Genomic DNA, 22,416 nt, shown 5'->3' on the forward strand with positions numbered 1-22,416 from the left:
TTAAACCATGAGTAAAAGACGAATCAATAAGCAACAGTCGGGACGTATTCAAAAAATACAGGCAAATTACCGTCAACAAGCTGAAAACAATACCTCTTTAACCGCTGAAAATGGTCTGGTTCTTTCCCGATTTAGTCGCCACGCTGATATTGAAGATAGCCATGGGAATCGAATTCATTGTTCAATTCGCCCTAATATTGACTCTCTGGTTGCAGGAGATAGGGTCATTTGGCAAGCGGAGGGAGTGAAGAGAGGGGTTGTAGTTAGCCGTTACCCCCGCACATCAGTACTCGGTCGGCCAGACAAACGCGGGGAATCCAGGCCTGTTGCAGCCAATATCACCCAGGTAATCATTGTTGTCGCAGCAAAACCGGAGCTAACCTGGTCTTTACTTGATAGTTATCTTGTTATGGTAGAGCAGCTTGGCCTAGAAATTTGTATCGTTTTAAATAAGGTAGATCTGGATTGTGAGGCAGTACAAAAAGAACTTATCGCCTGTTATCAGCCCCTAGGATATCGCATTTTATTCACCTCAAAGGAAGCAAATCTAGGCTATGACTTATTAAAACAAGCCTTAAACCATCAAACCTCTGTTTTTGTTGGGCAATCCGGTGTAGGTAAATCTTCGTTAATCTCTGGGCTCCTACCTCATGAATCAAATATTCAAACCGCTGAAATATCGGCTAATTCAGAACTTGGTTGCCATACAACCTCTAATTCTCGCTATTATCATTTACCAAGCGGCGGAGCCTTGATTGATTCCCCTGGCGTACGTGAATTTGGCTTATGGCACATGCCGGATAATGAAATTACTCAAGGTTATCGCGAGTTCAGGCCACTTATTTCTCAGTGCAAATTTCGCAATTGTAACCATAGAGACAGTCCGGGTTGTGCGATCATTAAAGCGATAAATAACGGCGAGCTATCGCAGAAACGCTATGATAGTTATCTTAAAATCATCGCTCAATTTGGGTAAGCGTTCAACGCAATGGCGTCAACTTAAGGAGCAATACCCCTGGTTCGAAGACGAGATGTCCTCTCTCCTCTTGGGGAGAGAGTTAGAGAGAGGGGGAGATGCGGCATAAAAATACTTAAGTTGACGCCATTGAGTGTTCACGCCCTATTCACAGAAAGTCTGTATTTGGGCCAATACGGCTGTGCCTTGAATCTGTGAACAGTTACAGCCTCTTACGCACCAACCCCTATCATGACCGGCATTGCATCCCTTGAGGTTACTTCATCCATATTTACCTTTGTTGTATCTACTAGAGGACTTATCTCCGCCATATATCGCTGAAGTTTTGCAAGCTCATTCCGTTGGCTTTTCTTGACTACCACATCAAGTTTTTTAATTAAGTCTTGGATCGTAGGTTTTCGATCTACTATTGTTAGCAACTCTGCTTCTAATTTATGAGATAGCATTCTTTTAAGGTGTTCATAGGTGGATTTGTACATTCCAGGGGTTGAGCCAAAGAGACCAGCCTGCCTACATAAACAGTCACGCGCACCACATTGGGCTAAACGGTGTATCAAAAACTCCTTACTTGAGTTGATTGCTAAGTCTGGCTCAACAGTTTCGACCATACTGGCATCCCTAAGACTCTGAAGAATTTCGTTACGCTTAGGTTTAACTGCTGACAGATTCAAAAACTTAGTAAACTCAATATTTACTAGAACCCATTTTTTATATTGATTATCAGGGCCACTAATTATTTCGTGTAGCTCATCCAGGAAGTTTTCTGTAGCTTGTTTCAATTTATTATTTTTTTGAAACCCGGACCATAACACAGTTAATAACAATTCTGGGTCAAAATACTCTTGATTTTCTATATCAAACATCGTTCCTGTATTTATGGCAGTTAACCAAGCTTCTGTGTCCTGATAACGAAACCACGATTTATTCAAAATAGAGGGCTTAATAATATGTTCATATAGCTGGGTAAATAGAAAGCGAGAAGATTTTAAATTACCGCTATTGATGTTCTTGTTGACTAAATTAAAAATTTCATTACCAGTCTCTGTAACTGTATTGCTATATTCATCAATAGAAACGCTGTATCCCATTAACCAGAGACATTGAAACTGATGCGTCATAAGGGATGTAAAGATAGTTAAAGTATACCTCATCGCATCTTCTTCAGTCAGTTCATCGTAGTCGCTGTATACTTTTTTAGCAGAAAATAAACGCATACTTGCAATATCAACATTCTTTTCAATTTCATCACGAAATTTTGTCTCGGGCGCGTAATCCATCACCAACTTTGCAAGGTATTTTCCCCAACCAGCAATACACTCCCTCTGGCTATAACGTTTTGACTGTATCAAATCCATTATCTCCTGGACCGATACTAAATGGCTGCGGTATAAGATTCGTTGGCGAAATAATTTGTCTCTTTCTTCAGCTGAAATCTCACTGATATAAGCCAAGAAATCATCGTAACTTTTAGTCGCAGCATCATACTCGGCTGAACTAACTTGTAGATTAGATAAACCCACCGGATTTAAACTACCATTGACCAGTTTCCTAATTTCATCAATGGTTCTTTTACTGACAGGGGGATCATCATATTTTTCATCAATGCGTAGAAAATAGTCATAAATCTCCCGATCGGCAAAGGCGATACGCTTTCTTTCTTTGAAGCTTAGAGGCATCGGCTCACGGTAGTTACAATTATAAAATGTTTGTTTCGTCCTATGATGCGCTAAACAATTAGGTAAAAAGATAAGTTGCTCGCCATTCGTGGACAAAACATATTTACTAAGTGGATAGGTAGTCAGAGGTTCTAGTGTGACCGGATCAGTATCATGCCTTAATGTTGGTATGAGTAATTTATAGTAATTCGCATCAACATAGCCCGCACCTGCCAAATACTGTGCCAAATGGATCCAAGGTTGATTAACACCTTTTTGTAAACGGAGATAATCAAGCGAGCTATCAATGACTTTTTCCCAACGCAGGGCATAGATCGTCTTTATTTTGTTAGTTAATTGCTCACAGAAGTTCTTGTCATCTGACAACCCTGCATCAATACCCGTTTTTAGAAATTGTAACAATTCCGTTTCTAAGGGCTTCAATACACTTGAAGAGCTAATATTCAACTCGCCAATTAATTTGTATAAGGTGTCTAGATCAAAAAAGCTCCCAACCTTAAGTTCTTCGTAGATAGGTTCGAGGCTTTTATTCTTACTTACCAGAGATGGATCGGTTTTACCGATCCATTTAGCAACACTAAATAGTTTTTCATCCAAATTTTCTATGTTAGTTTCCATACAAGAAAGCAAGATTTCCAGCATAAAATGCTTACTACCATTAGCGTCATCATTAATCCCTATACTATAAAAATGATTAACATCTGATAGGGAACAAGAGGTTAAATGCTCCTTAAAAAGCTTAACTGAGATCTTAAAATCACTAAAGTCACCACTACCTGTTTTCGCTACAAAATATCTTTCAATTACCTCAAGCAGAGCAGGTAACAAATGGGTAGGACACGCCGTATCATTTTGTAAGGAGGGAAGAACTTTGCGAACTATGTAATCCCAAAAGCGTGTATAGGTAATACCATCTGCCTCAGTAAATACCAGTTCTTCACCGCCTCTTTTTAAACTAATACGTCTAAGTTCGTCCAAAGTTAGGGCTCTTGGGCGAATGCTTTTTGGTTTATCAAGAATTCCAAAAACACCGTCAGGTTTTTGTAACTCCTCGTGAAGTGCCCATAGCCTATGCCAGGTTTTATTCTTGGAAATATAAATTGAGCGTGGATCAAGAATCTGATTTAGTCGTGATAAATTGTTAGGATCAATATCATTAACTAGTGTGGGGATAAGTATGGTTACATAAAATTTCTTTAGATCTTTTCCTAGCTCCTTAGCAAAAGCTACCCATGGCGCATTATTGCCAGTCGAATCGAAAGTATAGTCGTCAATACCATCTTCGACATTTCGCCAACGTTTAGCATAGAGTTCAACTAGCCAGTCAATGTCTTCCTGTGGAATAACAACTTCTTCTAAAGGTTGTTCAAGCACATTGGGTACAAGATAGGCTTGGAATTTCTCTTGTAATTCAGCCAAAAAAAGATTATCGCTTGCACTCAGATTAATTTTTATCTGCGATAAAGATAGTATAAATTCCCTTAATTGACGGACTAACATGCTCATCTACTTCCTTTCAAATGGTAGTTAATTCTACTGTATTCTTTTCAACATAAAAACAAAATTTAATATAGTGGAAAAGCTATAGTATTTTATGAAATTAAATAATAATAATTTCAAAATTGCTAATATTAAATCTTCAACTAACGATAAGAAACCGGCGCATTTTGACAGTTTAAACAGCAAATGAAAAGCCAGATAAGCAATATCTTGGAGAAAAAAACAACAGATGGTACTAGAGATTACTGTCTAAGGTTATGGCAGAAATACAAAAGCATTAATCTGTTAGATATTGCCTTTGATCTCATTAAATTGAGTCTGTTATTTTCTTTGAATATAGCTTCAAGATCAAAACTGCTTAGCAGTTCAGTTCGAAGCTCTAAATTGTGTATAAATTCCTGTATGTTGCGAACTAGCATAACCCTATATCCTTTTAAAATTCCATTAAAAAAAAAGCGGCTAAAATAGCCGCTTCTTAGGATAAAGCCCTGGCGATGACCTACTTTCACATGGGGACACCCCACACTATCATCGGCGCTGGTCTGTTTCACTACTGAGTTCGAGATGGAGTCAGGTGGTTCCAAACCGCTATTTTCTTAAGCACTCCAATCTCTCAAAGCGCCCACACAGTTTGTCTTCTCTCTTCTTAATGAACCCGCCCCGAAGGCGTGATGCGTATTCTACTCATCCACGACTCCTTGTCAAACACTTTCTTCATTTTTTTGCAAAATTCTTTTTGCAACCGTTGTAAAAGCTATAACTAGCCGCCTTACTTCTTATCTAATGCAAACGAAGTAATAAGATTTATTATTAAAATTATCGATATAAGTGATAGAGACTGAGTAAAACTATATTTTTTCTCTAAGAGTAACCCAACTAAAGGCTGTAGTAATGGTGCGCTAATCATCACGATCATGTTCGTTACTGAAAGCGCTGTTGCCTGTACTGCGGTTGACACGGTGTCCTTCACAATTGCAAAGACCTGGATATAGCTCGATGAAAAAATACCTAGGCTAAGAAATATAAAATACAATCCTGGAGGGGAAAACTTTGGAATATAGATAGTTAATGCAAAGAGTATTGTTGTAACCAAAGCAAATAGCTGCATAAATAACTGTCTATGCTTCCAACGTTGAATGAGCCATGCATTAAAAGGACCACCTATAGCAATACCCAGGAATACCATGGACATCATTGCGCCAGCGACATCTAAGGTTAATGGATAATATCGCTCTATAAGAAATGGAATACCCCAAAGCGTTACAACAACATTTACAATTGAAAATAGTGCGAAACCATAATAGCCTGCTAGCCAGACTTGTCTGTTTGATAAAACTTCTTTTAAAGCTCTAACAATAGGGAGCGCTTTTTTATTCTTATCAGATAGTGATGCATGGTCGCGTATTATTAGGATTACAGCACCAGTCATCACTGTAGCAACACAACCTACTACTATCATTGTATAACGCCATCCATAGGTACTGATGATCGTAGCCATCCCGATCTCACCTAGAGCAACACCCAGCATTGCCAATGTTTCTGAAACACCTATAAACAAAGCGAAGTAACGACCAGAAAACCAGGAGGATGTTACATAAAGCATTCCTACGAATCCGAATGAACTGCCAATCCCCATCACTAAACGAGCAAGGATAGCTTGCCAATAAACCTGGCTAAGGGCTAAAGAAAAACAACCCGCCACCATAATAATAGTTGCTATGATTAAAATCTTGCGTGCGCCAAAGCGATCGAATATGAGACCTACAGGAACTTGCATTAGCGTGTAGGAAATAAAAAACGCAGCCGAAAGCGTCCCTACTTGCCCGCTTGTTAATTGAAAATCATTTTGCCAGCCAGTAGCCATTAACCCAGCAGCTGCTTGCAGGAAAAACTGAAATAAAGCAAAGCAGGTGCTAACCATCCAATTAAGCCAGGCAGAAACGATTCTAGGCATATGATATCTTTTTAAAGACAACAAGTTTTCTATTATATATGTTTCATTAGCCCAAGCATAAGATTTGTTTACCGAAGCTCTAGCCATCACTATTGTTTTTTGGTACTCTTCGCAATTCAACGATGGTGGCTCTATTGGTCCCCTCGCGACGATAGATTGTGAACCCCGTCAGGCCCGGAAGGGAGCAGCGGTAACGATTGATTCGGGCGCCGGGGTGTGGCTCTTAGAGCTGCCGCCCAACTTGTGAAAGTCCATATGAGCTATCTGGCACTAGCGCGTAAATGGCGACCACGTACCTTTTCTCAGCTGGTTGGCCAAGAACATATTAATAAAGCATTAATCAACTCGCTCAATCAGCAGCGACTACATCATGCCTACTTATTTACTGGTACCCGGGGCGTTGGCAAAACGAGCGTTGCGCGACTTTTAGCTAAAGCCTTAAACTGCGAAGCAGGCATTAGTTCTGAACCTTGTTTGCGTTGTGAAGCTTGTGTAGCTATTGAACAAGGACGCTTTATCGATTTGATTGAAATTGATGGTGCGTCAAGAACTCGAGTTGAAGATACACGAGAATTGTTAGAAAACGTACAGTATCGTCCGACAAATGGACGCTTTAAAATCTATTTAATCGATGAAGTCCACATGCTTTCACAGCACAGTTTCAATGCCTTGCTGAAAACATTGGAAGAGCCGCCAGAGCATGTGAAGTTCTTACTAGCGACAACTGATCCACAGAAATTACCTGTCACAGTACTCTCACGCTGTTTGCAATTCAGTCTCAAACATTTGACAACTGAAATTATCAGCCATCATCTACAACACCTATTAAATGAAGAACAAATAGCCTTTGAAAAAGAAGCTATCGATTTATTGGCTAAGGCTGCGAAAGGTAGCATGCGAGATGCCTTAAGCCTGCTGGATCAAGCAATTGCCAGTGCAGATGGTAAGCTTGTAGCCCAAGAGACAAAAGCTATTCTAGGTTATACCCAGCAGGACTATGCCATTCAGTTACTGCAAGCCCTTGCCAAGTTGGATGCCCAAGAAATTATCCATCTTTCTCGCCAGATTGCCAGTGAGGGAGGCCATTTTCGCTATGTCATCGATGACTTGCTTGAAAACCTGCATCAAATCACCATCGCACAAGCCCTAGTAAGTGACAATCCGCTGCTTAGCCCTCGTTCTGAAGTCAAGGTTCTGGCTCAGCAATTTAGCCCCGAAGATACACAGTTGTTTTATCAGATTGGTATCAAGGGAACAGAGGAAATGCTTTTGGCGCCAACTATAGCAATTGGTTTTGAGATGATTTTGTTACGGATGTTGACATTCAGGCCGGCGCCTAAGGTTGACACACCGCCACTGGCCTATGAGAAACCAGGCGTGAAAACCACAGACCTTTTAGCTGTTAGTATCGAAAACTGTGCTAAGGGAAATGAGCAAAACCCCGCCCCTTCCATCGATATTATAGAAAGAACTGAAAAACACGCAGAAGAGAAGCAGGTTGAACCAGAGCCTAGGCCACCATCTTCAGCTTACATGCCCGAACAAAATCCTGTTGTGCCTAATGACGAAGATTGGGCAAGTATTCTAAGCCGACTTAATTTGGCAGGCTTAACTTTAAATGCCGCGGAGAATGCAGAGTTCATTGAAAAGTCTGGTCGTGAAATTAGATTACGTGTTGCCAAAGGCCATCAGTCCTTATTTACTCCATCGGTGACAGGTAGGATTGAGCAGGCCTTAGAATCTTATTATAAGGAACCAATTAAGATTGCATTAAGCAGTGATGAGCCAGTACAATCGTCACCTGCTCTGCAAAAGCAAATTGCTCAGAATTTACGCCAACAGGATGCAGAAGTAAATCTACAAAATGACCCTTTTTTTCAACAGTTAAGACAGGAATTTTCCGCAGAGTTGGTCAAAAATTCTATTGTCCCTGTTAAAGATGAATTATAATTAACGATATCATTAATTGAGAGGTAAACATGGATATTAATCAAAATCTTGGTAACTTGATGAAAGAAGCGCAAAAAATGCAGCAACGCATGCAAGAGGCTCAAGAACAACTCAGCAAACTAATCGTAGAAGGTGAGTCAGGTGGCGGCATGGTAAAAATCAAAATGAATGGCCGTCATGATGTAGTTGAAGTGAAGATTGCTGCAACATTAATGGAAGAAGATGTCGAAATGATGGAAGATCTGGTAGCCGCAGCTGTTAACGACGCTGTCCGCAAAGTAGAGAAAGCCTCTAAAGAAAAAATCAGCCAATTAACTGCAGGTCTTAACATTCCTACTGATTTCATGAAGGACAAGGACGATAAGGAATAAGACACCTAATGGATGCCTTAAGTCGTTTGGTGGACGCTTTTCGTTGCCTGCCGGGGGTTGGCCCCAAATCCGCGCAGCGCATGGTGTTTCATCTTTTGCAACATCAACGCCAACGCGGCTTACACCTTGCTTCTTGTCTGGAACAAGCGATGCTGGCTATACACCATTGTCAACGCTGCAACAATTATACAGAACAAGATTTATGCTCACTCTGTAGAAACCCCGAGCGTGATTTAACGACAATTTGCATCGTAGAGAATCCAGCAGATGTCGCTGCTATAGAACAAAGTAATGCGTTCCATGGTAGTTATTATGTCTTAATGGGAAAAATTTCACCCCTTGATGGTTTGGGACCGGAAGATATTGGCTTACCACAATTACACGAGCTCATCATTCGTGAAGATATAAGGGAAGTTATTCTCGCTTTGAGCCCTAGTATAGAAGGCCAAACAACAGTTCATTTTATCCATGAACTATTGCGTGACCATCCTGTGCGCATCAGTCAGCTGGCGCACGGCATTCCTTCTGGTGGAGAGCTAGAGTTTTTGGACGGGAATACTATTGGCAATGCATTAAGAAATCGAGCTATAGTGAATGTTTAAAATTCGTGGTTTACTACAGGGCTGTAGTTTTTTTATAGGCTTATTTTTAATAGTTGGAATAGCAAACGCATCATTTCACAGAAATTTATGGCCTAAATGGGAGGTCAACAACCCTTTATCAGAAGCCGTTGTTCCTCATGATGACTGGCAAGAATTTCTCAGTCGACGTGTTGTCACTAATGAGGAAGGAATAAATCTTGTTGATTACCCTCATCTCACCAAAGAAGATTATGATTTACTAAAAAACTATGTTAACAAAATGTCTAAAATTGATATTGATAATTATAATCGAAATGAACAATTGGCATTTTGGATCAACCTCTACAACGCGCTTACAGTCAAGGTTATTGCTGATTATTATCCCGTAGGAAGTATTGAGGAAATAAATATTTCTCCAGGGTTATTCAGCATAGGCCCCTGGGGTAAAAAATTAATTGTTGTTGACGAAAGCAGTTTATCACTGGATGAAATACAAAACCGTATTATCCGTCCTGTTTGGAACGATCAGCGCGCGCTTTATGCCTTAAATAACGGTTCGATTGGTGCGGCTAATTTGAGCAAAAAAGTTTACCAGGGCGCAACGCTTGATGCAGCACTTGATGAGGCCGCTTTCGGATACATTAATTCTCTTCGTGGTGTTCAAGTTATTGAGGGATCGCTTATTGTTTCAAAGATTTATGAATGGTTTAGTGAAGATTTTGGCGGAACTAAACAAGATGTCATCATTCATCTTAAGCAATTTGCCAAGGAACCTTTGAGTAGCCAATTGAAGCACGTAAATAACATTGATAGTTATGTCTACAACTGGCATTTGAACTCTACAGTACCTGATGAAAGCTAGCTTCCCGTGAGACTGAATGCCATGTTCGTGCTGAGCAATTCAGCTGCTTGGCTGGGACGAAGGGAATAATGAGCAAGGCTGATTATCTATTCCTAACACCACAATATTCAGCCGTATCGAGCTCACCGTCTTCGGCCTTTGTCAGGGATTTCGTAGCAAAAAATCCGGCTGTTGCTGCTGCGCAACAAGACTGACTACCCAGTCTTTTATTTTGCTCGTTCCGAAGTAAAGCCAAGATCAAACCATTATCTTTTAAACGTTCAGCCTGTGAAAATACGGTAGTTTTTGTATTGCCAGCTGTCATATCAAGAGAGGCCCCATGTTCAAGAAGAAGTTGAACCATATGATAGTTACTTTTGCTAACCGCTATAAAAAGAGCAGTAACACCTCTTTTATCTTTCGAGTCAACATTGGCGCCGTTCTCTAATAACAATTTGACAACTTCACAATGGCCATTTTGTACAGCTACAGCAAGAGCACTCATTTGAATTGTAGTGGAGGGCTCATTGACAGCCACCTTATGCTCAAGCAATAGCTTCACAATAGGTACATTTCCTCTGCTAGCTGCTAAATAGAGAGGAGAATATCCCAGATCTGATTTTTCATTGGGTAAAATGCCCTGCTCAAGGAAAAATTCAACAAGACTAATATGAGCATTTAAAATAGCTAGAGGTAATAGTCTGTTGCTATTAGTGATGCCCCCCTTAGCCTGTTCTAAATCCCATAGGAGTTTTGCATGTCCCAGAAAACCATATTTGGCTGCCATCGCTAAGGCAGTGTCTCCAGACTTATCTACAGCTTTAACATCAATAGTTGCAGCTAAATCTGAAACTGATGATAGAGACTGATTGCTCTGCACAGCCCAATGCAACAAGGTTCTTTTGTATTGATCTGTTTCGGACGATTTAAAATTAACATTTTTCAAGGCAGTAAATAAAGAGTCAAGCAAAGCTTGTGCTACAGCAAATGCAATCCAACTGTGAAGTGTACGGCCTTCGCTATCCTTTAGTTCCAGGGTATCAAACCCTCTTGCCTCCAAGTCAGTCATAGAGAGCAAGCCCTCTTTAGCTTGAGAAAATAATCGCCTTTGCTCCGCACTAAGTTTATGCATTGAACGGTTATAAGCTTCGTGGAAAACACTATACCATTCAATATCAGCAGGATTTTTACAGGAATTAAACAACTCAGGGAAATATTTTTTAGCTTTGTTCATCCAAAAAACATTATCTTTTAAAAGCAAACTAAAAAACGTATTTACTTGCGCTAGATTCCAGATATCCTCTGGTAATAAGCCGAGTAAAATCCCGTGGAACCACAGCTCATTAGGCAACTGTGTCTCGATTAAAGAAACGTCTGTGGCCAAAGAAGCCGGTTCCGCTTTTGCATCTGAAGCTCCGTCTACTGTATAAATAACAGGACTGACTTGTTTCAGAATCTTGAGTTCAGTTTCACGCACAGTAGATTATTCCTTAATATTAATAGCCGTTCTTGTAATAGGCTAAGGTTCTACAATTAATTATGTTCTTATTTTACCAAACTGTTCTTAATTTGAATACAAACTAAAACAGATATCATCTTGGATTCAACAGAAAGCAAGCTGAAGCTTGCTTTCTGTTATCGATCAAAGTTCTAACTGAGGACTACGTGCTCAGTCTTTTGCTCTTGAACATGGTGTTGCTGAACCATTTGCATTTCTTCGCCCCCATTCTTTCTTAGCAGAACACTATCCGCTTTTCTCGCTGCAGTTAATGCGATTGTATGATGGCCCACGCAGAAGGAATCATTGTGGATTACATTTGCACCAACCTTCAAAACAGAACCACAGGGTACTTTCAGGGAAATAAACGACCATTTCTCATCATCTATTTGCTTTCCAACAATAAATCCGCCCTGACAACTTTCTTCCATAGGAATAAAGAAATGAGGGAAGGAATGAGTTTCCACAAAGAGGCCACCGCCACCTTCAGCTTGAAGCACATAATCCTGCATGTAATCTTCTTTAAACTCATATTCAGTAGCGTATAAAGTCGCATCAGAATCATTGGACAAGACTTCAGATAATGAATGTAAAGAAACCCCATACGATTCTAAGAGATCTTTGGGAACAGAGGTTGCATCGACCACTGGAAAATCGAGTACTGCAGTATCTTCTAATACTTCGAAAGTACCTAACTGGCCGAATACATTTGCATTGGAGGAAGCCTTAGCAGGCTTTTCTGATGCCTTGTACCAATGGGCTCGAACTTCTAATTGAGGAACAGCAGAGCTGTCAAGGACATCGACCTGATTGCTAAGATCGAGTGGCGCAATTTTTGGTAACATCTGGCTAAAGTCAAGATTCGCCTGAGGCTCCAAGACACCACGAACACAATGTGTTGTCATTCGTACTTCATCCGATGGAGATACACGATTCACAATTTCAGCATAAACTAATTCCCAAAATTTGGGCTCTAAACTTCCTTCCCTAATTGCATTGATAGTAAAGTACATAATCTCTTCAGACTCAAAAATTTCAGCAGCAATCATATCTCGTCTACTTGGAGTTTTTTTAGTATTAGACTCTAGCTGCTGCATTGCTGCTGCAGTATCAACACGATGAACTGCTACAACTTTTTCTTCATCAGCAAGAACATCTTTACTCTTAAAACTCAAAGAATCTTGCACATCAAAGCGTTCTGCTATTCTTGAGCGGTAACCAACCATTTCCTTATCAACACTCTCATTGGTTTCAATCTGCTTAGTAGATAAAGTCGAGGCAAACCCTTCACGCAATTTCAGTAGCTGGCTTGTTTCGTTCAAATCGACTCGCTCTTTAAGTTTTCTTAAGCGAATCTCCGTCTTCACCAAGTCAAGTGCATCTTGCTGGCTTTTCTCCAATTGAACACCTTCTTGGGGTTTAAACTCAGCAACTTTCTTTTCCAACTCTTCTGTCGACAAAAACTCGAGAGATGTTTCTGGATTTTGTAAACAACAGGCTAATTTAAAAAGCTGCTCTACAGATTCTTTATCACCCAAATGATGAAATTTAGTACCCTCAACTTTTTCATTTGCCATTTGGCCGATATTCTTAGCAATAGTATTTAGATCGAAGATATAGCTACGCAGGATATTTGTAATAGTATCGTCTTTGATCGCTTCTTTATCATCAATCATCGCCCTACGCATAGCTTTAAACGTTCCATCTGAGATTGTTAAAGACTGAGCAATTTCCAGCATTTTACTATTATCTTTCAAACTAAAAAGACCTCGCTCCCTGATAAACTCCAAAAGCGTTTTTAATCTTTGCATTTCTTCATTATCTTGCATGTGGTGAAAAGGAATGGTGCCTAATAAGATTGTTGAAACGTATTGGTTAAAATCGTCCAGACAGGCAACCGTTTCTTTTTGAAAAACCTCTTTAGATTCGCTTTGATCCAGAAAGGCTGTACCAAGAGCAAGAATAGACTGTACGGCCATCAGACCCGAAAACTGCCAACCATAGTAATAATGCGCATGGTAACCACCGGCATCTTTAGGATGAAAATGCGCCTTGTCTCTGGGTTGATTATAGAATGAATTAAAATTGACATTTGAATATTTATAACCCGCATGATCCAACACGAACTCGACACCAGGCTCAATTCCTGTCATTAACAAAGGTTCATAAACATTGAAATAAGAATAATTTCGCTCATCCCATGCTGCACCAACCATGCAAGCCAGTAATTTACGGCCAACCTGAGTTGGATGGGGATAGATAACAATATGGTTAGTCCCCACTTCAATTCGCTGATAAAAGGGGTGATCTTTAAATTTATAGGTATACAGTGACTCTGATAAGCCAGTTAAGTTCTTTACCGCTTGTTTCCTGAGAACTTTACCTTCTGTTACTTCGGAAGAAATATCATCAAGCGTTGGATTAACATCTTGAATATCGAGAAATTCTGACTCAGAACCTTCAATATGAGTAGATTGCAGTGTGTCAACCGTACTCTCTTCTTTATCCTTTTTTAATTGCTCTTTAACATCTGCTTGATTAAACATAAATAAGCCCTCAGTTTCATTAATAACAAGCTGAGAGCGCGCTAACCTAGTCTTCAGTTCCTTCTTGTTTATAGTGCAAATTGAATTCTAGGATCGGCCTATACCCACCAGCTGATTAAAAATTATACTTGCGGTTTATTAAATCAACATTAAGAGGTCTAAGAAAACAAACTTTCATTATAAAGAACAAGATGTTAGCCAAAGAATGATAGTTGAAATTTGTGATTAAATAGCCTCACTCTGTTAACGATGCAGCCTCTTTGAGGCAAATACCAGGAAAAGAACTTCGAACCCCAAGCCCTTCGGACACATTCACCCCGTGTCTGGGGCCATAGGTATCTACACAAGTGTCTGTAATAAGGTCACGTCCCTCCTTGTTTCAACACTACGTCATCCAGAGCGCAGCGAAGGATCTCCGGGATTAGCACCGTGCCACATTCAGGAGATCCTTCGCTGCGCTCTGGATGACGTGGCTTAGGGGACAGGGCTCATCTACTACAGACACTTGTGTAGATACCTATAGTCTGGGGCGAAGGGAGAAATGAAAGCTGTTCTTTGAGAGGGCGTAAAAATTTTTAAGGACTCTGAATTTCCGCGAACAGGTCACGGAAATTCATTCTTAGGAGGGGGCGTAACCTTTAATTAGAGGTACCATCATCAGGTAAAACGCGAGTATGTTTGCCATAGACAACTAAGACATGTTGCTTCACTTTCAATTTCAAATCTTCTGACTGCGCAACAGAAACAATGGTACCACTATTTAACTTGATCACATAAACATAGCCCTGGCCACCGTCAATATATTCACTACCTGGCGCAGCTGGAGTATTTGCAGGGCTTTTGTTATGAAACTTAACGGCACGTTTTGAAATAATTACACCTGATGCCACCTTCTTTAATTTACCTACTTCTGCTGCATCATAATCTCCGGGGGGCACATCTTTACAAGCACTGACAAGCAAAGACAAAGCCAAGGCAAACAATCCAACAATTCTTCTCATCCTCTTCTCCAACACAATTTGATAAAGCGACCACTTAGGAAAAACCGGGTCTATTCTACAAATTTGCATCGTTTATTACCACGAATAAAATAGTGACCACTAATTGACCAAGCCGATCAATGGTTGTATTATGATCTATATGAACAAAAGATAATCACATTTTAGGATATATTGTGACTCCTGAAGCTCGATTAAAGAAACAACTTGCTGCACAAAAGGTTAGAGAGAGACCCTCATTCTTTTCGTCCAGCAAAAGTATTTCTGATACAGCCGCCGCTCCACCATTGGAAGAACAGCAAGCCATAGAGCGCCTTGTGTTTAGTGGTGGTGGAGCAAAAGGGGTCGTCTATCCTGGTAGTTATGAAGCCCTTTTACAAACAGGTATTCTGAAAGGTGTAAAAGAGATTTCAGGATCCTCCGCCGGTGCAATTACCGCAGCACTGATCGCCATAGGGATGCCCTCTAAGCAGCTTAGAGATCAGTTACTCAGTACTAACTTTCAAGACCTTTTAGGAGAGCCTGTATGGAGTATCCTAGATTACTTTATACCTGGCTGCATCAAACCAGCTGGTGTGAGCTTCATTACGAAAGATGGTTCGGGAATTTTAAATTTTATCCGTGAAAATATTGACGCCACACTAACACAATTTTTTAAAGATAATGCAGAAGACATTAATGCAATAGATGATGAGCGGCTCAATAGTATTGCTGAGAAAATGTTAGAACAACCTGCAAGAATCACCTTTGGCGATCTCGCGGTTCTTAATCAATATTGGCCTGAGACCTTTAAAAAATTAACAATGCCCGCAGTCAGGCATCCTTCTGGGGAAGTACAAGTCTTTAGTTGTGATGAAACCCCTAATGTAGAAATAGCCTTGGCTTGCCGCGCATCAGCGTCTATTCCAGCCCTTCTAGAACCAGTCGAGATTGATTTAGGAGACGGAAGCCCGCCCTACCGATATGTTGATGGCGGTCTTTTTGATAATCTGCCTACTGATTATTTTGATCGAGATGAAGAAACAGGCGCCTTTATAAAAAATCAAAAACCGCAGCAAACACTCGTCTTTGCCTTTGGGGAAGGGCTTAATAACCAAGAAAACCAGGTTTATCAAGCTCTATATGGCCATCGCTGGGACGAGGTTCTAACGAGTAATTTGCTAGCAACTCTATTTAAAAGTACCGCTGAACTCATAGAGGCAGACCTTGATGAAGACGGCCCTCTAATGCTTTCTAATATAAAAGAACGATTTAAACCTGCGCTTTTTCAGGTTCTCAAAGAGTTCGTTGCACAAACGCCAGGACAAGATAGTAGGCGTGCAGCCAATTTGGTCATGCAAACAAGCATGAAAAAACTGGAGGATATTACTAATGATTGGCAGAACTACCCTGATATTTTTCAGGAAAAATCAGGCCAAGCAATCACTATGAATTTGCGAGCCCTTGCTGAACTGATTGAAGAAGAGGTTGCCCCTGTTTTGTATAAGGCAGGTTTTATCGAGCAAATAAAGCGTAACGAATTGGTTTCCACTATAGGCGAGATGAATACGGAGTATAAAAATACTGAGCAAAAAGAATTAGGCTTTCAAAAACTACGTAGTGAATACCCATTAAGAACCGTCGAACTCCGTGTAGGTAACATCAAAACAACTGATTTTGATGAAGCATCCAAGCATGCTCGGGTTATGGATGCCCTGGGTTATTTAGACTCGATAAACCATTTTACCAATCATGATTTAGAAGACCCGGAAAGTTTTAATACCGATCAATTCTATGTTGAGCTTGTACATAATTTTGAACAGATTTATAGCGCAACGCTGCAAGGGTCTAACAAAGATTTAGCCAAGGATGAGCTATTAAATTCGCTGGAAAAACTGCAGAGCCAATTAGCTAATCGAGAAAAACCAGCAACGGCTGAGGTTATAGGCCGACAACTCTATCAAGTCATTAAAGACCAGGTTGAACAAAATTTTGATTCAGCAGCTGCCTTTGCCTTATCACGGGCAGTAGAATTCAATAATGGCAATCTCAATGCGGAGCAACTTTTTAAAGAAACCTATGAAGAAGCCTTCCGCCGCACGCCTTTCGCAATATCCAATTTCGCCGGTGAACGATTTTTTTCCGCCAAATCACTTCATGCTGCATTAGCTGAGCAGAATATGTTTGACTTATATCAGGCACAGGATTCTCATAATGAAAACTCTCGTCATGAAAAAATCTTCAGCGCATTATCAGGAATAGAGGCTTTTGAAACCGCGAGTCAAACCCACAATCTAGCGCCTGAATACTCGAGAAATTCCTTTTGACAGTAGAGTTTAGGTCTAGTATATAATCGAAAGCTGCTGATAATACTTAAAAGAAAAATACCAGGAGGATGAACATCAATGTCAAGCCATCGCAAGTACCTGCTGATTATTGACAATAACCCCTGGGATGAACGGCTAGCAGAATACTTTGCTAAATTTGACTATGAAATTACTCAGCTCAAAAATCTATCAGAGTTAGATAAAGAAAACGAACAGCCTGCAGCACTTTTAATTAATTGGTCTCTTTTTGAAGCTGATTCATCAATAATAGATACCCTCTATCACCGTTACCCAGTTCCTCTAATTGTGATAAGCGATAGCAATGATGAAGATACCTGCGTGCAGATGCTCGAAGCAGGCGCTGATGATTTTCTCGTTAAGCCACTGCATCCTCGAGAATTACACGCACGAATATCTGCTATTTCTCGACGAGTTCAACGCGCTACGCAAGACAGTGATCAAGAAAAAGAGGTCCTGCTTTTTGCTGATTGGCGCCTTTACCCAGCCTCACGACAAATCTTTAATAACACGAATCAAGAATTACAACTCAGCGCTGGTGAGTATGACCTGCTTCTAGCTTTTATACGTCAACCACAACGAGTCTTGGGGAGAGAGTTTTTATTACAAATTACCAAAAACTCTGATTTGAATCCCTTTGATCGACGCATCGATGTACAAATTAGTCGCCTGAGACAAAAAATTGAAACGGATGCAAAAAAACCCGCTTTGATTAAGACAATTAGAAATGGCGGTTATTTGTTTACAGCTCAAGTGTTAACTATTAGAGAGAGCGCTGACAAGGAATAATCGCCGTTAATACCTAAAGAATGGCCACTCCCGTCATCCTGAGCACCCCAGCCCCTTTGGGGCAAACATCGATAAACCCCCCGTCATCCCGAACGTAGTGAGGGATCTCCGGGATTAGCACCCTGCTACACTCAGGAGATGTCTCTCTACGTTCGACATGACGAAGTCTTTGGGAGTGACCGACAAACAAAGTTGTTTAATAAAAATTCAATTTTGTGCTAATATCATCACCTCTTTGCTAGTGAGAGCTGCTGTGAATCTCGTGACTAAAATCCTTAACCTCTTACAAAAAAGATATTTTCTTATCACAACGTTGGCGCTTGTTGTCTTTTATCTTCCCTTTTTAGGTTACCAATTCTTTCAAAAAAAGGCGGTACCCTCGCCAGTCGAAAATACCAAAATAGTTGAAATCGAAGAATTGCAGAATAGCGATATCCGCCAAACCGTTCGGCTTATAGGGACAATCCGCCCCAAACATGCAACCATCCTTATTGCCAAGGGTTCAGGCATGCTGGATTCGCTGGTAGCTACGGGTAATAAAATTCAAAAGGGCGAGTTAATTGCCAAAATTGATAATCCAGATATTGAAAACAATTTACAACTTGCCGAAGTTGCTGAAAAAATTGCTAAAACCCAATTTGAGCGATTACAGAGTTTATTGAAATCGGGAATTGTCAGTTCGAAAGAAGCTGAGGAAAAGAAACAGGCGTGGATAATCTCGCAAAAAGAATTGTCTAAAGCAAAAATTGAGTTAGATACCATGCGTTTCTATGCCCCCTTTGATGGGATTATCGGTGCTTATAAGAAACGAGAAGGAACCCAGGTAAATCAAGGCGATCCCATTGTTACTATTTATGACCCCAGCGCCCTTGTTGTTGATTTCGATATCCCTTGTACCAACCTGAATACCATAAAAGAGGGACAGAGCGTACGAGTTTTTGATAAAGAATATGTATTGAACCATATGCAAAAGATGATCGATGAAGAAACACATATGTGTCCTGCTGATGTGGATATTAGCTGCGAGAATTGTGTAGTTGGCTCCAATGTGGATGTTGATTTGGTTATCGAAGAGAGGAAACAGGTCATTGTCGTGCCCTTCGCAGCTATTTTTCTTCGCAATAGTAAACCTTTTGTCTATGTCGTTGATAAGGAAAAAATTGTATTAGTTCCAGTCGAAACAGGCTTAAAGGAGAAAGCACAAATTGAAATTCTTTCTGGTTTGAAACCAGGCCAAAAACTGATTATCAAAGGCCAAGAGCGTTTGTACCCAGGCATGCAGGTAGCCATTTATAAACCTGAAACAGCGACCTCAACAAGCAGTTAACCTTATGAAATTAACCTCTTATTTCATCAAACATCCAGTTATTGCAATTATTTTTAACTGCATGATTATTGTATTGGGCTTGTTAAGCTTCTATTCACTGTCGCTGCGTGAGTACCCGGATATCAGCTTTCCAACGATTAATGTACAAAGCAATTATCCCAACGCCAGCCCAGATCTGGTTGAATCAGCCGTCACAAACGTGCTCGAAGAACGTTTAGCAGGGATAGAGGGCTTGGAAACAATTACCTCACAATCCTATTCCGGCTCTTCGCAGATTACTTTGGTTTTTCGTGCAGGAACATCTATGGATCGTGCATTGAATGCAACCCAGGATGCAGTTGGCCAAGCTCGCGCAATCCTTCCTACTGAAGTAAAAATGCCTTTGGTCGAACGCCAACGTAAAACCTCCGGCCTGCCTTTTATTGGAATCTCACTGGAATCAACAACCATGGGTTTTGGCGAACTAACCCATTACGCTAATCTTAGTCTGAAAAATGCCTTTCGCTCTGTTAGAGGAGTGTCTTCCGTAGAGGTTTGGGGGCAACCCTATACCTACGACATTAACCTTGATCCAAAAAAACTCTATGCCTTTGGGGTCAATGTTGATGAGATTTTTGATGCACTTGCCCGTAGCCGAGTTAGCCTGCCCGCTGGTAATTATCAAAATAAAATCCCCAGCTCATTAAATTCCGAACTCTTAACAAATGAGGATTATGAGAACCTGCTTATCAAATCGAATAAGCAACATCCTATCTTATTAAAATCCGTAGCTCAGATAAAACTGACAACGGACAATACCCAGATGCGGGTCAGAGTGAACGGCCATGCCGGCTTAGTGCTCTCTATAAATCGTGCCAATGATGCAAACCCGATCGATGTTTCAAAACTGGTGCGCCAAGAACTTAAAGATCTGCAACATGGCTTACCCTCGGGGATGAAAATGCAGGTAATCATTGATCAATCTGACTTCATCAATGCCTCATTACACAACATTCGCTCTTCTATTTTAGAAGCAATTATTTTAGTACTACTCATCGTGTTTGTGTTCCTGCGTAATTTCGCTGCTACTCTGATTCCTTTGTTAACAATTCCTATTTCCTTACTAGGCTCTCTGCTGTTTTTAAAACTATTTGGTTTTTCTATTAACTTAATGACCTTACTGGCGATGGTACTAGCCGTTGGTCTGGTGGTTGATGATGCAATTATTGTCTTGGAAAATATCTGGCGTCATATTGAAAATGGCTTATCCCCCTTTGCAGCAGCAATAAAGGGAGCAAAGGAAATTGGTTTTGCAATTGTGGCGATGACCCTAACGCTAGCCAGCGTTTATATGCCAATTGCCTTTGTTCAGGGCATGCTCGGACAACTTTTTATCGAATTTGCTGTCGCCTTGGCTGGAAGTGTCTTTATTTCAGGCCTGGTCGCCTTGACTCTTTCACCATTAATGTGCGCCAAGTTTCTTAATAGCTCTAATAAGCATATATGGCCGCAAATTGATCACTTCCTGAATTGGCTTTCAGCAGCCTATGCTAAATGCTTAGAGTATATCGTTAAGCGTAAAACCATTAGTTTACTGGCCGCTACTGCATCTATTGGCTTTTCCATCCTTTTCTATAGCTTGCTACCGCATGAAACAGCACCGAAGGAAGATCGTGGATTGATTGGGATTTACACCCCTACTGTAGCGGGGGAAGATATTAATGCTCTCGATAAAAAAATCAGCCAAATTGAGGGTGTAACCAATGCGATTCCTGAATCTGAAAATAAACTAACCTTCTTAGGTGATTGGGGTTCTAGTATTGTTCTTCCCTTAAAACCACATGCATCAAGACATCGTAGCGCAGCTGAACTGGTTGAGACCCTGAAACCAAAGCTAGGAAACTTCCCCTCTACAGATGCCCATGCTTGGAGCTGGGATAGCGGTTTACCAGGGGGGGACAATGCCGGCAGTGGTTCTGAGCTTACTCTGGTTATTTCCAGTGCAGATAATTATCGCCAATTATTCGAGCAAGCAGAAAAGATCAAAGCAGCCTTGGATAAATCAAAGCAATTTGAATCGAGCCGCTTTGACCTTCGCCTTGATTCTATGGGATACAATATTGATCTGGATAATAATATTCTTTCCAAACTCGGTTTATCTGCACCACAGGTAGCCAAAACAATTGAAGTCTTTTTTAGCGGCAATCGCTCGATAAATTTTCAAAAAGACGGTGTTGTTTATAATCTAACGATTAAGGGAGCAACTTCACCATGGACCTTAAATGAACTCTATCTTACAACCGCCAGCGGTAGCCGTGTTTCCTTAGGTACGATTACAAAGATGAGTCCCAAGGCTCAACCAGCAACGCTGGATCATTATAAGCAAATGCGTTCAACAACCTTGCATGTACAAACAAGCCCCGGTGAATCGATGCAACAAGGGATGAAAAAACTTTGGAAAATCGCAAAAACTGAACTTCCGGCTAATTATAAAATGACTTGGGACGGTGCAGCCAAAGCCTATAACGAATCATCCAATGCCATGTTGTTCTTATTGGTTTTATCTTTGATTTTTATTTATGCAATTCTGGCTGCACAATTTGAGAATTTTATCGATCCTTTCATTATTTTGTTTACCGTACCACTTGCCTGTTCAGGCGCCTTATTCCTGGCTTACTTATGCGGACAATCTCTCAATATTTATACTCAGGTCGGATTGATTACCTTGATTGGCTTAATATCCAAACACGGTATTCTGATTGTTGAATTTGCTAATCAATTAAGGGCAGAGGGAGCGCCACTTCTTACAGCGATTCAACAGGCTGCTGTTTTACGTTTAAGACCTATTTTAATGACAACCGCTGCCATGATTTTTGGTGCAATTCCCTTGATTTTATCTCATGCTGCCGGAGCAGAATCTCGCCATGTTATCGGGACAGTGCTTATTGGTGGCTTAGGCATGGGGACCTTGTTTACGCTTTTTGTTCTTCCTTCAGTTTATTATTTTATAAAGGGGAAGACCTCTCTGTAAAACGCAAGTAACCGTTTGAGTAAATCTAAATATAAGGGGCTCGAGCTATTATCGGCAACCCCTCATCCGCCTGGA

Annotated in this window: 14 protein-coding genes, 1 rRNA gene and 1 other RNA gene; 10 read left to right on the plus strand and 6 right to left on the minus strand. The window is 40.6% G+C overall.

Features of this window, described 5'->3' with window-relative positions:
* The first annotated feature begins 7 nt into the window (after window positions 1-7).
* Complete coding sequence (gene rsgA, locus BN1094_RS10780) at window positions 8-976, plus strand: small ribosomal subunit biogenesis GTPase RsgA (RefSeq protein ID WP_043874394.1); 969 nt, start codon at window positions 8-10, stop codon at window positions 974-976.
* Window positions 977-1,188: 212 nt separating this feature from the next.
* On the opposite strand, the gene BN1094_RS10785 is transcribed toward rsgA, so the two are convergent.
* The 3 genes from BN1094_RS10785 to BN1094_RS10800 form a co-directional block, all read right to left on the minus strand.
* On the minus strand, window positions 1,189-4,158 hold the full coding sequence (locus tag BN1094_RS10785; RefSeq protein ID WP_141650463.1) for a hypothetical protein: 2,970 nt from the start codon (window positions 4,156-4,158) through the stop codon (window positions 1,189-1,191).
* Between the two features lie 480 nt (window positions 4,159-4,638).
* Window positions 4,639-4,754: ribosomal RNA gene (gene rrf / locus BN1094_RS10795) — 5S ribosomal RNA — on the minus strand.
* 167 nt (window positions 4,755-4,921) lie between these two features.
* Window positions 4,922-6,106 carry an MFS transporter gene (locus BN1094_RS10800; RefSeq protein WP_043874397.1) on the minus strand — a complete coding sequence of 395 codons (1,185 nt, stop codon included), beginning with the start codon at window positions 6,104-6,106 and terminating at the stop codon, window positions 4,922-4,924.
* 132 nt (window positions 6,107-6,238) lie between these two features.
* Between BN1094_RS10800 and ffs the strand changes: the two genes are divergently transcribed.
* The 5 genes from ffs (at window position 6,239) to BN1094_RS10820 (ending at window position 9,870) form a co-directional block, all read left to right on the plus strand.
* An RNA gene (gene ffs, locus BN1094_RS19325) (signal recognition particle sRNA small type) lies at window positions 6,239-6,335 on the plus strand.
* A gap of 26 nt (window positions 6,336-6,361) precedes the next feature.
* A complete protein-coding gene (gene dnaX, locus BN1094_RS10805) occupies window positions 6,362-8,056 on the plus strand; it encodes a DNA polymerase III subunit gamma/tau (protein WP_043874627.1) in 1,695 nt (564 codons plus the stop codon).
* A 29-nt stretch (window positions 8,057-8,085) separates the two neighbouring features.
* Complete coding sequence (locus BN1094_RS10810; protein WP_043874398.1) at window positions 8,086-8,427, plus strand: YbaB/EbfC family nucleoid-associated protein; 342 nt, start codon at window positions 8,086-8,088, stop codon at window positions 8,425-8,427.
* Between the two features lie 8 nt (window positions 8,428-8,435).
* Entirely contained in the window at window positions 8,436-9,029 is a 594-nt protein-coding gene (gene recR, locus BN1094_RS10815; RefSeq protein WP_043874399.1) for a recombination mediator RecR, read from the plus strand.
* Window positions 9,022-9,870, plus strand: a complete 849-nt coding sequence (locus tag BN1094_RS10820) for a DUF547 domain-containing protein (protein WP_043874400.1) — start codon at window positions 9,022-9,024, stop codon at window positions 9,868-9,870. The genes recR and BN1094_RS10820 overlap by 8 nt, the downstream gene beginning before the upstream one ends.
* Window positions 9,871-9,952: 82 nt before the next feature.
* Here the strand turns inward: BN1094_RS10820 and BN1094_RS18865 are convergent, their stop codons facing one another.
* The 3 genes from BN1094_RS18865 to BN1094_RS10835 all read right to left on the minus strand — a co-directional run bounded on the left by BN1094_RS18865 (window position 9,953) and on the right by BN1094_RS10835 (window position 14,894).
* Window positions 9,953-11,326, minus strand: coding sequence for an ankyrin repeat domain-containing protein (locus tag BN1094_RS18865; protein ID WP_052403248.1), 1,374 nt, complete (start codon window positions 11,324-11,326; stop codon window positions 9,953-9,955).
* 173 nt (window positions 11,327-11,499) lie between these two features.
* A complete protein-coding gene (locus BN1094_RS10830) occupies window positions 11,500-13,893 on the minus strand; it encodes a hypothetical protein (protein ID WP_043874401.1) in 2,394 nt (797 codons plus the stop codon).
* A gap of 638 nt (window positions 13,894-14,531) precedes the next feature.
* Window positions 14,532-14,894: a hypothetical protein gene (locus BN1094_RS10835; protein ID WP_043874402.1), complete on the minus strand. Its 363-nt coding sequence runs from the start codon at window positions 14,892-14,894 to the stop codon at window positions 14,532-14,534.
* Window positions 14,895-15,067: 173 nt separating this feature from the next.
* Between BN1094_RS10835 and BN1094_RS18870 the strand changes: the two genes are divergently transcribed.
* The 4 genes from BN1094_RS18870 to lpeB all read left to right on the plus strand — a co-directional run bounded on the left by BN1094_RS18870 (window position 15,068) and on the right by lpeB (window position 22,341).
* Window positions 15,068-17,197, plus strand: coding sequence for a patatin-like phospholipase family protein (locus tag BN1094_RS18870; RefSeq protein WP_052403249.1), 2,130 nt, complete (start codon window positions 15,068-15,070; stop codon window positions 17,195-17,197).
* Between the two features lie 78 nt (window positions 17,198-17,275).
* Entirely contained in the window at window positions 17,276-18,004 is a 729-nt protein-coding gene (locus BN1094_RS10845) for a response regulator transcription factor (protein WP_043874403.1), read from the plus strand.
* Between the two features lie 175 nt (window positions 18,005-18,179).
* Window positions 18,180-19,331 (plus strand): efflux RND transporter periplasmic adaptor subunit, encoded by a 1,152-nt coding sequence (locus tag BN1094_RS10850; RefSeq protein WP_281175068.1) that lies wholly within the window; start codon window positions 18,180-18,182, stop codon window positions 19,329-19,331.
* A 4-nt stretch (window positions 19,332-19,335) separates the two neighbouring features.
* Window positions 19,336-22,341 (plus strand): multidrug efflux RND transporter permease subunit LpeB, encoded by a 3,006-nt coding sequence (gene lpeB, locus BN1094_RS10855; protein ID WP_043874404.1) that lies wholly within the window; start codon window positions 19,336-19,338, stop codon window positions 22,339-22,341.
* Window positions 22,342-22,416 lie beyond the last annotated feature (75 nt).

Source organism: Legionella massiliensis, from assembly GCF_000756815.1.
Classification (GTDB): Bacteria; Pseudomonadota; Gammaproteobacteria; order Legionellales; family Legionellaceae; genus Tatlockia; species Tatlockia massiliensis.

Coding starts and splice junctions, on each gene's coding strand:
- recR (WP_043874399.1), top strand. CDS start 8,436: ATGGATGCCTTAAGTCGTTTGGTGGACGCTTTTCGTTGCCTGCCGGGG.
- BN1094_RS10785 (WP_141650463.1), bottom strand. CDS start 4,158: ATGAGCATGTTAGTCCGTCAATTAAGGGAATTTATACTATCTTTATCG.
- BN1094_RS10835 (WP_043874402.1), bottom strand. CDS start 14,894: ATGAGAAGAATTGTTGGATTGTTTGCCTTGGCTTTGTCTTTGCTTGTC.
- BN1094_RS10845 (WP_043874403.1), top strand. CDS start 17,276: ATGTCAAGCCATCGCAAGTACCTGCTGATTATTGACAATAACCCCTGG.
- BN1094_RS10810 (WP_043874398.1), top strand. CDS start 8,086: ATGGATATTAATCAAAATCTTGGTAACTTGATGAAAGAAGCGCAAAAA.
- BN1094_RS10820 (WP_043874400.1), top strand. CDS start 9,022: ATGTTTAAAATTCGTGGTTTACTACAGGGCTGTAGTTTTTTTATAGGC.
- BN1094_RS10800 (WP_043874397.1), bottom strand. CDS start 6,106: ATGCCTAGAATCGTTTCTGCCTGGCTTAATTGGATGGTTAGCACCTGC.
- dnaX (WP_043874627.1), top strand. CDS start 6,362: ATGAGCTATCTGGCACTAGCGCGTAAATGGCGACCACGTACCTTTTCT.
- rsgA (WP_043874394.1), top strand. CDS start 8: ATGAGTAAAAGACGAATCAATAAGCAACAGTCGGGACGTATTCAAAAA.
- BN1094_RS10830 (WP_043874401.1), bottom strand. CDS start 13,893: ATGTTTAATCAAGCAGATGTTAAAGAGCAATTAAAAAAGGATAAAGAA.
- lpeB (WP_043874404.1), top strand. CDS start 19,336: ATGAAATTAACCTCTTATTTCATCAAACATCCAGTTATTGCAATTATT.